Source organism: Rhizobium sp. 768_B6_N1_8, from assembly GCF_051811225.1.
In the GTDB taxonomy this organism is placed as follows: domain Bacteria; phylum Pseudomonadota; class Alphaproteobacteria; order Rhizobiales; family Rhizobiaceae; genus Rhizobium.
In genome coordinates, this window is the sequence record NZ_JBPWPV010000001.1 from 2752740 (window position 1) to 2765541 (window position 12802).

13 protein-coding genes are annotated in these 12802 nt (G+C 61.3%); 6 read left to right on the forward strand and 7 right to left on the reverse strand.

Features of this window, described 5'->3' with window-relative positions:
• Positions 1 to 2: 2 nt before the first annotated feature.
• The 4 genes from AB8B33_RS14200 to nthA all read right to left on the reverse strand — a co-directional run bounded on the left by AB8B33_RS14200 (position 3) and on the right by nthA (position 2429).
• Positions 3 to 560, reverse strand: a complete 558-nt coding sequence (locus AB8B33_RS14200; RefSeq protein WP_439015883.1) for a hypothetical protein — start codon at positions 558 to 560, stop codon at positions 3 to 5.
• 183 nt (positions 561 to 743) lie between these two features.
• Positions 744 to 1115 carry a nitrile hydratase accessory protein gene (locus tag AB8B33_RS14205; protein WP_439015884.1) on the reverse strand — a complete coding sequence of 124 codons (372 nt, stop codon included), beginning with the start codon at positions 1113 to 1115 and terminating at the stop codon, positions 744 to 746.
• Positions 1102 to 1761 (reverse strand): nitrile hydratase subunit beta, encoded by a 660-nt coding sequence (gene nthB / locus AB8B33_RS14210; RefSeq protein WP_113323357.1) that lies wholly within the window; start codon positions 1759 to 1761, stop codon positions 1102 to 1104. Before nthB ends, AB8B33_RS14205 begins: the two co-directional genes overlap by 14 nt.
• Positions 1758 to 2429 (reverse strand): nitrile hydratase subunit alpha, encoded by a 672-nt coding sequence (gene nthA, locus AB8B33_RS14215; RefSeq protein ID WP_439015885.1) that lies wholly within the window; start codon positions 2427 to 2429, stop codon positions 1758 to 1760. The genes nthB and nthA overlap by 4 nt, the downstream gene beginning before the upstream one ends.
• Positions 2430 to 2684: 255 nt before the next feature.
• Here nthA and AB8B33_RS14220 point away from each other — a divergent pair, with 255 nt between their 5' ends.
• The 3 genes from AB8B33_RS14220 to AB8B33_RS14230 all read left to right on the forward strand — a co-directional run bounded on the left by AB8B33_RS14220 (position 2685) and on the right by AB8B33_RS14230 (position 5230).
• Complete coding sequence (locus AB8B33_RS14220) at positions 2685 to 3377, forward strand: hypothetical protein (RefSeq protein ID WP_439015886.1); 693 nt, start codon at positions 2685 to 2687, stop codon at positions 3375 to 3377.
• A gap of 99 nt (positions 3378 to 3476) precedes the next feature.
• Entirely contained in the window at positions 3477 to 4760 is a 1284-nt protein-coding gene (locus AB8B33_RS14225) for an SDR family oxidoreductase (RefSeq protein WP_439015887.1), read from the forward strand.
• Positions 4760 to 5230 (forward strand): DUF2269 family protein, encoded by a 471-nt coding sequence (locus AB8B33_RS14230; protein ID WP_310387561.1) that lies wholly within the window; start codon positions 4760 to 4762, stop codon positions 5228 to 5230. Before AB8B33_RS14225 ends, AB8B33_RS14230 begins: the two co-directional genes overlap by 1 nt.
• Here the strand turns inward: AB8B33_RS14230 and AB8B33_RS14235 are convergent.
• Positions 5222 to 5815, reverse strand: coding sequence for a LysE family translocator (locus tag AB8B33_RS14235; protein WP_439015888.1), 594 nt, complete (start codon positions 5813 to 5815; stop codon positions 5222 to 5224). The genes AB8B33_RS14230 and AB8B33_RS14235 overlap by 9 nt on opposite strands.
• A gap of 151 nt (positions 5816 to 5966) precedes the next feature.
• Here AB8B33_RS14235 and AB8B33_RS14240 point away from each other — a divergent pair, with 151 nt between their 5' ends.
• The gene (locus tag AB8B33_RS14240) at positions 5967 to 6812 is read left to right on the forward strand and encodes an aldo/keto reductase (protein ID WP_439015889.1); all 846 of its coding nucleotides are present in this window, start codon (positions 5967 to 5969) and stop codon (positions 6810 to 6812) included.
• Positions 6813 to 6865: 53 nt separating this feature from the next.
• Positions 6866 to 7960: an SAM-dependent methyltransferase gene (locus tag AB8B33_RS14245; protein WP_439015890.1), complete on the forward strand. Its 1095-nt coding sequence runs from the start codon at positions 6866 to 6868 to the stop codon at positions 7958 to 7960.
• A gap of 58 nt (positions 7961 to 8018) precedes the next feature.
• Here the strand turns inward: AB8B33_RS14245 and ilvN are convergent, their stop codons facing one another.
• Both ilvN and AB8B33_RS14255 read right to left on the reverse strand, forming a co-directional pair.
• On the reverse strand, positions 8019 to 8591 hold the full coding sequence (gene ilvN / locus AB8B33_RS14250) for an acetolactate synthase small subunit (protein ID WP_113323364.1): 573 nt from the start codon (positions 8589 to 8591) through the stop codon (positions 8019 to 8021).
• A 26-nt stretch (positions 8592 to 8617) separates the two neighbouring features.
• Positions 8618 to 10411, reverse strand: a complete 1794-nt coding sequence (locus tag AB8B33_RS14255; protein WP_439015891.1) for an acetolactate synthase 3 large subunit — start codon at positions 10409 to 10411, stop codon at positions 8618 to 8620.
• A gap of 342 nt (positions 10412 to 10753) precedes the next feature.
• Here AB8B33_RS14255 and AB8B33_RS14260 point away from each other — a divergent pair, with 342 nt between their 5' ends.
• Positions 10754 to 12799, forward strand: a complete 2046-nt coding sequence (locus AB8B33_RS14260) for an ATP-binding protein (protein WP_439015892.1) — start codon at positions 10754 to 10756, stop codon at positions 12797 to 12799.
• The last annotated feature ends 3 nt before the right edge of the window (positions 12800 to 12802 follow it).

The window sequence follows — 12802 nt, forward strand, 5'->3', positions numbered from 1 at the left end:
GATCAGGCCGATACGACTTGGTAGCGGCCGATTTCATCCTGCTTGAGCATGGAACCGCCCTCAGCACCCTCGGCAAGCTGCTTCTTCAAGGCCTGCGTGACCTTGTCGTTCTTGTCTGGATCATCAGCGCCGTCGATAAGGTCTTCCAGCGTGATGCCGAGCTTATCCAGACCGAGATCGCGCTCGATCTTGGCAATGGCCTGCGCCCCGTCCGACTTGCTCTTGAGATCCGAGAATGCCTTTTTCGTCGCAGCGACGAACGCATCCATCGATGCATAGTCGCTCTTTTTCACGCCGAGCGCTTCGCCTGCGCGGTCAATCAGATCGAGCTTCATCTGGGTCACGCTTCGATCGTTCACGCTGAACAAGGCATCCGAGATCTTGGACTGCGCGGCCGTCGGCTGCGGGCTCATGCCGGATGTCTGTTTGACCGGCTGGCCATGGGCAATCGCCACCAGATTGTCACCATCGGTCTTCTTGGCGTCGGTGGAATTCACAGGCGAAACGCTCTGCTGAAGGATCAGCAAGGCGGCTTCATTGGTCGATGAAATCGAAGTCATGCATGGTCCTCGTGCGCATGTGCTCGACCATCATGGGCGCAATGTGCAGGTTTGACCGGGCGTCATGCCTGAGCGGGAATCAGCTGGGTTTGCGATGGCATCATCGCCGTGATTCCTTGCATAAATATAAAACTTGAGCGTGTGCCTTTCGATAAATTCGATCGATAGCGTCAGGCCGTAATCTCAGCGCTGGGGATCGTTGGCAAGCTCGATCGGCTTGCCATGCGGCGTCGCTTCCGCCGCCCGCTGCCAACTCTTCTGCAGGTCGAGAATGGCGGAAGCATCCGCCACACCGCGGCTGACGAGCAGATCGGAAAGAGCCGCCACCCAGCAGTCGAAATAATCGCTGCCATCCTCGGCCCGGCCAGGCTTATGCAATTCCCTGGACAGGACCGCCGCCCATTCGCTCCAGGCAAACAGACCCTTCTCATGCAGTTGCACGGTCATGGCAAAGGCTTCCGCCGCCCAGGGTTCGGGGAAAACAGGATCACCCTCCGGCGACTTCGGCAGACCCGGCGATTGCGCCAGTTGAGACGGGATCTCACACACGCTCAAGGTAGCTCTCCCAGGCATCGATGGAGACCGTCAGCGACTGATCGGCGCCCTCGCCCCAGATCTCGCCGCCATCGAAGACGACGGTATAGAGCCATTGCGGATTCTCGCCTTTGCCATGCGCGTTGTCATCGGGAAAGACGAAGGAACCCTGCACCGCCTCGATCACGCCCGTCTTGGCACGCGCATAACGCGGCAGCCGCGTATGGCTCGCCGGATTGAAATTCTTCGTCTTCACCGCTTCTCCGACAACGAAAAGCGGCGCGGTCTCGACCGGCCGGTCGCAGGGAGCGCCCTTGGCGAGCACCCCTGATACCATATCGGCCTTCAGCACCCGCTTCGGCACCGCGCCATCCTGCAGCTTGTGCCCGGACAGCAGCTCCTCGCGGCTCGCAAAACCATGGCGTTCCAGGAGCATGTCGATGCCGCGGATCCAGATTTCGTAATAGCTCGCCGCAAGATAATCGGCCGGCGGAATGCTTTCGCGCGCATGCCGGCTCTCGTCGATCGTCCAGGCGCCGAAAGCGCCGCAGGACAGTGTGATGCCGAGCGCCCGCTTCTCCCATTCGGCATGGAAATAGGGTTCGTTCGTTTCGGGCGCGACGGGGCCGAAGCCCATCTGGCCTCCGAGATCGTGCGGGCCGTTCACGCCGGCACCTTTGTGCCGGCAGCCGAGACCTTCGGGCTGCCAGCAATGGCCGTTCCGATCATCGCATCACGGCTGACGAGATCGGCAAGCGCCTCCTCGTCCATGCCTTCGGTCCCCTCAGGCCGCTCGGGAATGACGAGATAACGCAGTTCCGCCGTCGAATCCCAGACGCGAACCTTCTTGCTCTCAGGCAGCGTCACCCCGAATTCCGCAAGCACGCCGCGCGGATCTATGACCGCGCGTGAGCGATAGGCCGGCGCCTTGTACCAGACAGGCGGCAGGCCGAGCACCGACCACGGATAGCAGGAGCAGAGCGTGCAGACGATGAGGTTATGCGTGTCAGCCGTGTTGAAGACAGCGCGCATATGCTCGCCCTGCCGACCCGTATAGCCAAGGCTCGCAATCGCCGCCGTCGCATCCCGCTTCAGCCATTCGGCAAAATCCGGATCGCTCCAGGCTTTCGCAACGACACGCGCGCCATTGCGCGGGCCGACCTTCGTCTCATAGGTCTCGACAATCGCATCGATCGCCGCCGGATCGATTAGCCCCTTCTCCGTCAGCAGCGTTTCCAGCGCTTTCACACGCGCCTGCATGTCCGAATAGTGGTTGTCGTGGTGATGATCATGGTGATCGTGGTCATGATCTGCGTGGTCGTCTCTGTGCCGCATGGCGCTCTCCAGGGTAGAGCGCTCGATCTTATGCGCCGATCGGAGGACCGCCAAGCGTATTTCTCGCCAAGAAGTGCCCCAATGAATGCAATCGGCAAAGGTTGAAGATGGAGCTAATTAAGCAACTCCTTATTTTTCGCCGTGATCCTAACCAAACGTTAACGGCTTCATCTCAACATCGCACACATGAAAGTTCCGACATTCGGCCGCAGCACCAGGCCACCCGCGCCCCCGTCCGCCCCTCCGCGAGAGGAGATGGAGAGCCTTGCCGACAGCTCGGCCTCTGCCGATCCGCGCCGGCGTGAGACCGAAGATACCGTGCAGAGCCCGGGGCTGGTTGCACGCGCCCTGCTCGACCACGTGATTCAGGAAATGGCGACCGACGGCAATGTTCATTCGATCGATCTGTTCGCAGCCCTGGGATCGGTTGGCGGTTTTTCGTGCGTCCTCACCGCCTTTGATATCGCTTCCGCCGGACAGCTCAGCGACGACGCTGATCTCATCGCCATGGAAACCGAGGATGGCTCCCGCTATTATACTGGCAATCTGCCGAACGCCTTCCTTCTGGAAAACCATGATTCCCTGCTCAACCTGACATACGGCGCGGCAAGAAGGTCCGGTGCTCTGATCTCGCAAGAGATGGCGATGGAAGCGCTTCGTTACGTGGTTTCAACCATCGGACATCCGCAGTTCGGAATACCGCGATTGATGGATGAACACCGTCCAGGCGATACGCCCCTTGCCTATGTTCGCCGCCTGTGGCCGAAGTTGGCCGATGCTCTCGATCGAAATATCGTGCCCATCAGCAGGCGACCTTTCGCGATCGGCCTGGCGTTGGAACTTGCCTTCTTCCACGTCAGGCCGCCGCTCGACCCGTCCGTGGCGGCGCGGATCGTCACCGAATGCGCTATTCCCATGGCCAAACTCGATCCCCGCCTTATCGCCTGAGCCATCCGGCATGAAAGCGAGGCAGTTTCTTGCGAGCGATACGCGGGCATTACACGGCCGCCCCCTGCTCGATATGCCGTTTTTCGGTAGTCTCCCACTATGAACATCCTGATTCTCGGTGCCACAGGCTTCATCGGCTCGGCGATCGCAGCACGGCTGCTTGCGGACGGCTGCACCGTGACCGGGCTTGCCCGCAATCCCGACCGGGCACGGGTTCGCCAGCCCGCTATCCGCTGGATCCGGGCCGATCTGGAGAAGATGACCAATGTGGCCGACTGGGCCGCCGTGCTGGAAGGCCAGCACGTAGTCGTCAACAGCGCCGGCGCCCTCCAGGACGGTCTTTCAGACAATCTCGCAGCCACCCAGCAACGCGCAATGATCGCGCTCCAGCAAGCGGCGCGACCAGCCGGCGTGACACTCATCGTCCAGATCTCGGCCCGAACCGACGGCGCCGGCAGCCACTTGCCCTTCCTCACCACCAAGCGTGCTGCCGATACAGCGCTTGCGGCATCCGGCCTGCCTTACGTGGTCCTGCGCCCATCCCTCGTGCTCGGCCGCAATGCCCACGGCGGCACCGCACTTCTGCGCGCGCTTGCATCCTTCCCCCTTGCCCTGCCGCTCATCCATGCCGACAGTCCGGTCGAAACCGTCGCCGCCGAAGATGTCGCCTCTGCCGTCTCGGCCGCGATCTCCGGCGCACTCCCCTCCGGTAGCGATATCGAACTCGCCGCTGAGGAACGGCACACGCTCGCAAGCCTCGTCAAACTGCATCGCGCCTGGCTCGGCCTGCCGGATGCGCCTGTCATCTCCATCCCGCCGGCAATCGCAAGGCCGGTCTCATGGCTTGCCGATATTGCCGGCCATCTCGGCTGGCGCTCGCCGCTACGCTCTACCGCCATGACCGTCATGTCCGAGGGTGTGCGCATGGACCGCCCCACGCCCTCGGGTCTGCCGACACTCTCGGCTGCGGAGACGCTCGCCGCCCATCCCTCCGGCGTTCAGGACCTATGGTTTGCCCGCCTCTATCTCCTGAAGGCGCCGGTCATTGCCGGGCTGTCGCTCTTCTGGCTGCTATCCGGCCTCATCCCGCTTCTGGCCCCCGCGCAGGCAAGCGCTCACTTCCTGCCCTTCATGCCCGCGGGTGCTGCGGTCACGGTGACAGTCCTCACCTGCCTGATCGATATCGCGCTCGGCGCTGCAGTCCTCTTGCGTCCATTCGCCCGCCGCGCCCTCCTCGGCATGCTCGTCGTCTCCCTCGCCTATCTCTTGGGCGGCACGATGCTGGAGTCCGCGCTCTGGCTCGATCCGCTTGGGCCGCTCGTCAAGATCCTGCCATCGCTGCTGCTGACGCTTGCGGCACTCGCCATCCTGGATGAACGCTGATGCTCGCAGAACTGCTGCTTCTCGCCCATGTTGTCGGCGCAACTGTGCTCTTCGGCACCGGCGCCGGCATCGCCTTCTTCATGGTGATGGCCCATCGCACCCTTAACCCTGTCCTGATCGCCCATGTCGCCGGCACCGTCGTCATCGCCGATACGGTCTTTACGGCCACAGCCGCCATTCTCCAGCCGGTGACAGGCTATCTTCTTGCCCGCATCATCGGCTGGGATCTGACGGAAAGCTGGATTGCGCTATCGCTGGTGCTTTATGTCGTCACCGGCATCTTCTGGCTGCCGGTCGTCTGGATCCAGATCCGGTTGCGCAATCTCGCCCGCGCAGCAGCCGCCTCGGGCACTGCCCTGCCGCCGGCCTATTTCAGCCTCTACCGCGTCTGGTTCGCCTTCGGCTTTCCGGCCTTCTTCGCGGTAACAGGCATTCTCTTGTTAATGCTATCAAAGCCGACGCTATTTTAGCATCGGCCACAGGCTGAGCACGAGCAGCACCGCCATGGTGATGTTGAACCATTTCAGCCGCACCGGATCGGAAAGCCACTGCCGAAGCGCCGAACCGAAGCCCGCCCAGGTGGAAACCGAGGGCACATTGACCGTCGCAAAGGCAAGGCCGACGAGCAGCACGCTGATCAGATAAAGCTCCGGATTCGTATAGGTTGCCATCGCCGTGACCGCCATCACCCAAGCCTTCGGATTGACCCACTGAAAGGCCGCGGCTCCGAGGAAGGACATCGGTTTCACGCCGCTCTTGCCTTCGCTCAGCGACCGCGATGTCGCAATCTTCCAGGCGATCCAGACGAGATAGGCGCCACCGGCAAATTTCAGCGCGATATAGACCGTCGGCACCGTATGCAGCAGCGCCCCGAGCCCCAGACCTACGGCAAGCAGCAGCGACAGGAAACCCGCCCCGATGCCGAACATATGCGGGATGGTGCGGCGAAAGCCGAAATTCACGCCCGAGGCAAACAGCATCATATTGTTCGGCCCCGGCGTGATCGAGGTCGTGAAGGCAAAAAGCAGCAGTGCCAGAAACGTATCCAGCGGCATGAAACCCTCCCCGGGCCGCACGTGTCGAAATGTGGCGGCTTATTGGAATTAGGTCAGCATAATTGCCCTAAACCCCTGTCACCATAACATGATTGTCATGGTGACAGGATTACCTGATAGTCTATCGAGCACGCACAGGATTAGAACGGACATGGACGACCCCATCCCCACCATCGCCTTTCCCGATGGCACCGAAGTGCCGGCGCTCGGCCAGGGCACCTGGGGCATGGGCGAGGATGCCGGCCATGCGAAGGAAGAGATCGCAAGTCTCAAGGCCGGCCTCGATCTCGGCATGACGATGATCGATACCGCCGAAATGTATGGCGACGGCGGCGCCGAGGAAATCGTCGGACAGGCAATCAAGGGACGCCGCGACGAGACCTTCATCGTCAGCAAGGTCTATCCCTGGAATGCCAGCCGCACCGGCACGATCACCGCCTGCGAAGGCAGCCTCGAACGCCTCGGCACCGACCGCATCGACCTCTATCTGCTGCACTGGCGCGGCAATTATCCGCTGGCTGAAACCGTCGAAGCCTTCGAGACGCTGAAAGCGGCCGGCAAGATCCGTGCCTGGGGCGTCTCCAACTTCGATACCGACGACATGGAAGAACTGTTCTCCGTTCCCGGCGGTCGGAACGTCGCCGCCAATCAGGTTTTCTACAATCTCGCCCGCCGCGGCATCGAATACGATCTCCTGCCCTGGTGCCAGAGCCGCAACATTCCGATCATGGCCTATTCGCCGATCGAACAGGGCCGCATCCTGCACCACCCCGACCTGATCCATATCGCCAAGGCCTATCAGGCGACACCGGCCCAGCTGGCTCTCGCCTTCCTGCTCGAACGCGACGGCGTCTTCGTCATCCCCAAGACTTCGAATATCGAGCGCGCCCGCGAAAACCGCGACTGCGTCTCCCTCGATATCACCGACGAGGACTGGGAAGCCCTCGACGCCGCCTTCCCGCCGCCATCAAAGAAAACGCCGTTGGAGATGCTCTGATCCCTTGCGGCGCAGGGGATTTGGCTCGCTATGCCGGGGAAAGCCTGATAGTTTTGGGCAACACCAAGCGAGGCAATCCCATGCCAGGTGGTCCGACGCGAAATGATTTGGCGGCTATGCAAGGGGGCGGTTTCTACAATCGCCATTCCGCCGTGCAGGCCACCGGTATTACTGCTCTGCTTTCCCTATGGGAAGCTGCATGCCGGACAGTGGACATTCGCGAAAGTCCTGTGACCATCGTCGACTACGGCTGTTCCCAGGGCCGAAATTCGATGATCCCCATGCGAAAGGCGATTGAACTTTTGCGTTTGAATGCAGGGGCGACCGTTCCCATCGAAGTCATCCACACCGACCTTCCGTCCAACGATTTCTCATCTCTGTTCGAAGCCCTGATCGCAGACCCCGACAGCTACATGACGGGAACCGCCGATGTTTTCCCTTTGGCGATCGGCAAATCATATTTCGCGCCGCTGCTTCCGCCTGGCCGAGTGCATCTTGGCTGGTCGACCTGGGCGTTGCAGTGGATGAGCACCAACGAAATCGAAGCGGCAGATCATGTCCTCGCGGGAATGAGCAGGTCACCGGCTGTCGCCGCCGCTGTCGCGGCGCAGCAAGCGCGCGACTGGGAATGCTTTCTGACGCAGCGGTCACGAGAGATGCGACCAGGCGCGAAACTCGTGGCCGGCTTCACGGCGCGCGCCGAAGCCGACACGGGCTGGGAATGGCTGCTCGGCGAACTATGGTCAGCAATCGGAGACATGAGAAAAGACGGTTTGCTGTCGCAACGGGAGCAGGAGCAAATTACGATACCAATCGGCCTTCGATCCCTGGAGGATATTCAGGCTCCTTTCAGGCAATCCGGATATTTCGCTGAACTGGCGTTGGAACACCTCGACCTGGTTAAGGTCAGTGATCCGTTCTGGCCGGAATGCGATAGCAGCGGCGACAGAGTGACGTTCACCAAACATCATGCGAACGCGACGCGGGCATGGAGCGGCCCGACGATCGCCAGCATCACGCCGCGCGCCCTCGAACGGACCACGTTTGTCGATGAGCTGTTTGCTCGATTTGAGCACCGCTTGACGAAAGATCCGAGACCTCACGAACCTTACATGGCGGCCGTGGTACTATCGAAGAAAGATCGGTGAATCTATTGTCGCGTCGAAGAACGTGCCCGAGCAATATCACCTGCCCGGGCTGTAACCCTTACATGCCCTGCCCGCCGCGGTTCATCGCGGCAATGCCAGTGCGGCAGACTTCGATGAGGCCGAGCGGCTTCATGATCGCGATGAACTGGTCGATCTTCGAAGACTTGCCGGTGATCTCCAGGATGAAGTGATCGATCGTCGCATCCACCACCTTGGCGTGGAAGGCGTCCGCTAGGCGCAGCGTCTCGGCGCGGGTCTCGCCATTGCCGATCACCTTCAGCAGCGCCACTTCCCGCTCGATCGGCCGGTCCTGGCCGAGCTCGCGGGCGCGTACCGTCAGGTCCACCACGCGATGGACAGGTACGATGCGTTCGAGCTGCGCCTTGATCTGCTCCAGCACATGCGGCGTGCCGCGGGTGACGATGGTGATGCGCGACAGATGCGCCGCATGCTCCGTCTCCGAAACCGTCAGGCTTTCGATGTTGTAGCCGCGGCCGGAGAACAGGCCGATGACGCGGGCGAGTACGCCCGGTTCGTTATCGACCAGCACCGAGAGCGTATGGCTCTCGACGGCCGCCGTTTCCGGAGAGATGAAGTAGGCAGAGCCGGTGGGTTGAAGGTGTGCGTTCATGATCCTGGGTTCCTACCTATCTATTGTTATACTAGCTGACGGCCCTTGGCGTCGATCGCGTTGGCGACCGCTTCGTCCGTGGCTTCGTCCGGCAGCAGCATTTCATTATGGGCCTTGCCCGAGGGGATCATCGGGAAGCAGTTGGCGAGATTGGCAACGCGGCAATCGAAGATAACCGGCTTCTTGACATCGATCATCTCCTGGATCGTCGCATCGAGATCGTCAGGCTTCTCGCAACGCAGGCCAACGGCGCCATAGGCTTCCGCGAGCTTCACGAAATCAGGCATCGCTTCCGTATAGGAGTTGGACAGGCGGTTGCCATGCAACAGCTGCTGCCACTGGCGCACCATGCCCATGTACTGGTTGTTCATGATGAAGATCTTGATCGGCGCGTTGTGCTGGATCGCTGCCGACATTTCCTGAATGCACATCTGGATCGAGGCATCGCCGGCAATATCGATGACGAGGCTTTCCGGATGGGCGATCTGCACGCCGAGCGCTGCCGGCAGGCCATAACCCATCGTGCCGAGGCCGCCCGAGGTCATCCAGCGGTTCGGCTGTTCGAAGCCGAAGAACTGGGCCGCCCACATCTGGTGCTGGCCGACTTCGGTCGTGATGTAGGTGTCGCGATCCTTAGTCAACGCGAAGAGACGTTCCAGCGCATATTGCGGCATGATCACGTCCTTGCTCATCGTATAGGCGAAGGAATTGCGGGCGCGCCAGCGGGTAATATCGCCCCACCAGGCATCGAGACGGTTCTTTTCCGGCTTCTTCGGCAGTGCCCGCCACAGGCGGATCATGTCTTCCAGAATATTGCCGACATCGCCACGGATGCCGACATCGACACGGACGTTCTTGTTGATCGAAGACGGATCGATATCGATATGGATCTTCTTGGAATTCGGCGAGAAGGCGTTCAGACGACCGGTAATACGGTCGTCGAAACGGGCACCGATGCAGACCATGACATCGCAATCATGCATCGCCATGTTGGCCTCATAGGAGCCGTGCATGCCGAGCATCTTCAGCCAGTTCTTGCCGGAAGCCGGATAGGCGCCGAGGCCCATCAGCGTCGAGGTGATCGGGAAATCTGTCAATTCGACCAACTCGCGCAGCATGCGGGAGGCTTCCGGGCCGGAATTGATGACGCCGCCGCCCGTATAGAAGACCGGCTTGCGGGCGTTGGCCATCAACTCGATCGCCGCCTGGATCTGGTTCAGGTCACCCTGGATCTTCGGCTGGTAGCTCTTCTGGATGGCATGATCGGCCGGCGGCGTGTAGGTGCCGGTGGCAAACTGCACGTCCTTCGGGATATCGACGACAACGGGACCCGGACGGCCCGACTGGGCAATACGGAAGGCCTCATGGATGACGGCGGCGAGCTCGTTGACATCCTTGACCAGCCAGTTGTGCTTGGTGCAGGGGCGCGTGATGCCGACCGTATCGCATTCCTGGAAGGCGTCCGAACCGATCAGCGGCGTCGGAACCTGGCCGGAGAGGCAGACGAGCGGAATGGAATCCATCAACGCATCCTGCAGCGGCGTGACGGCATTGGTGGCACCGGGGCCTGACGTGACCAGCATGACGCCGACCTTGCCGGTGGAGCGGGCGTAACCTTCGGCCGCATGGCCGGCGCCCTGCTCATGGCGCACGAGGATGTGCTTGATATCCTCCTGCTGGAAGATCTCGTCATAGATCGGCAGCACGGCACCGCCGGGATAGCCGAAGATGTGCTCGACACCATTGTCCTTCAGCGCGCGGAGAACGATTTCCGCTCCCGTCATCCTGTTGTCTGCCGCTTGATTGTCCGTGCTCGCCATGTGTCTGTTCCGTTTGATGCTGGAGATCTGAGGTTTGTGGCCGGAAGCCCTGATTTCGGGCATAAAAAAAGGCCCCTGAGGAGCCTTCGTCTTGCGCATGGGTGGCTATCGCCGGATGGTTACACCATCCTGCCCATGCGCTTTCCCACCACGATAAGAACGTTCGAAATTGTCATGGGCGGAAGTGATAGACAGAAAATTTCGCAGCGTCAACGCATTCCGCAATAAAAAATCGGCACGCCGTCAACTGCGCAAACCGTCCAATGGGCCGTCCAATTCTGGGGCTGAAGGATTTATTAAAGGATCGATTCTATCCTGCCCTTTAATGCAGGGAGTAACCCTTTGCTCAACAACGACATGATGACGACAGGCAAAGCAGGCGAACAGGATCGCCGCGACAGCCTTGCGCCGGGGAATCGATTTCTCGGGCGTGTCGTTGCATGCAGCGGATCGCGCGCCACCATCGCCGCCGTGGCGGAAGCCGGCGGCACCGATCTCACCGAATTATGGTCCGTCGGCCGGCTGATTTCGATCAGCGTCGGGCGCAATCGCGTCGTCGCCCTCGTCTTTTCCATGAATACCGGTAGCCAGGGCTGGGGCGAAGGTCAGGACAATATCTTCCGCATCGAGACCGAACTGCTCGGCGAAGTCCGCGTCGATGAAGACGGCCGCGAGGAATTTTCGACCGGCATTTCGCGTTACCCCTATCTCGGCGCCATCGCCCACCGCATCCGCTCCGCCGACCTGATACGCATCTATGATGCCGGCAAGGGCGCCACTGCCGTCATCGGCAATCTGACGCAGGATGAAAGCATCGACGCGGCGATCCATGTCCCCTCGATGCTGTCGAAGCATTTCGCCGTGGTCGGCTCGACCGGCGTCGGCAAATCGACCGCCGTCTCGCTGCTCTTGCACAAGGCGATCGAGGCCGATCCGAAGCTGCGCGTGCTGATCCTCGATCCGCATAATGAATTTGCCGCCGCTTTCCCGAAACACGCCGTCACCATCGACACCGACACGCTCGACCTGCCCTTCTGGCTGATGCGGCTCGAGGAATTCGCCGAAGTTGTCTTTCGCGGCCGCCCGCCGGTGCCCGAAGAACTCGACATGCTGCGCGATATCCTGCCGGAGGCCAAACGCGCCTTTCGCGGCAGCGACAGTTCGCTGGTGCGCCGCCAGACGGAAAAGAGCTCGATCACCGCCGACACTCCGGTGCCCTATCGCATCGCCGATCTGCTTGCCCTCATCGACGAGCGCATCGGCAGGCTGGAAGGTCGCGCCGAAAAGCCCTTCCTGCGCTCACTGAAGATGCGCATCATCGCCGCGATCAACGATCCGCGCTATCACTTCATGTTCTCCAGCAACACGATCAGCGACACGATCACCGAGACCATCGCGCAGATCTTCCGCATCCCCGGCGACAACAGACCGATCTGCACCTTCCAGCTCGCCGGCATCCCCTCCGAGGTCGTCAACTCCGTCGCCTCGGTACTCTGCCGCATGGCCTTCGAAATCGCGCTCTGGAGCGAAGGCGCCATTCACATGCTGGTCGTCTGCGAAGAGGCGCACCGCTATATACCCTCGGACCCGAACCTCGGCTTTGTGCCGACGCGGCAGGCGATTGCCCGCATCGCCAAGGAAGGCCGCAAATACGGTGTCTCGCTCGGCATCATCACCCAGCGCCCCGGCGAACTCGACCAGACGATCCTGTCGCAGTGCTCGACGCTCTTTGCCATGCGCCTTGCCAACGACCGCGACCAGGAAATCATCCGCTCGGCCATCCCCAATTCCTCGATCTCGACGACGAGCTTCATTTCCTCGATCGGCAATGGAGAGGCGATCGCCTTTGGTGAGGCGATCCGGGTGCCGATGCGCATGCGCTTCTTGCGCGTCGACGAAACCCTGCTGCCGAAGGCCCATAGCGCCACCAGCAAACATGCCGAGGAAGACCCTGACACCGTCGACCTGCGCCGCATCGTCACCCGCATGCGGGCGATCACATCAGGCCCCGATATCTCCACCTTCCAGCAGAACTACAGTGCAGCGATAGCGGATTACGAGCCGGAAGAGGATTTCGAAGACGAGGACGCTGCTCAGCCCCACGCCAACCAGCCCTATGCCGCTCCATCAGCAGCACAGGCGCCGCTCGAACCCTATCGCCCCGGACTGCTGCCGCAAAGCCGCGCGCAACATCCCGAGACCCCACCGCTCTCGCCGCAGACTTCCATTGACGCACGCCTCGAAGCGCTGCGCCGCGAAATGCGCCGCGACGAGCAGTCGAGGCCCGCCTTCGGCGAACAGACGTCAGCGCCGCGTCGCGAGGGCGGCATGTCGCTGCGCGAAAGCATCCTGAAGAAGCCGCTGAGCAGCCTTTACGATAAGGACTGAGTA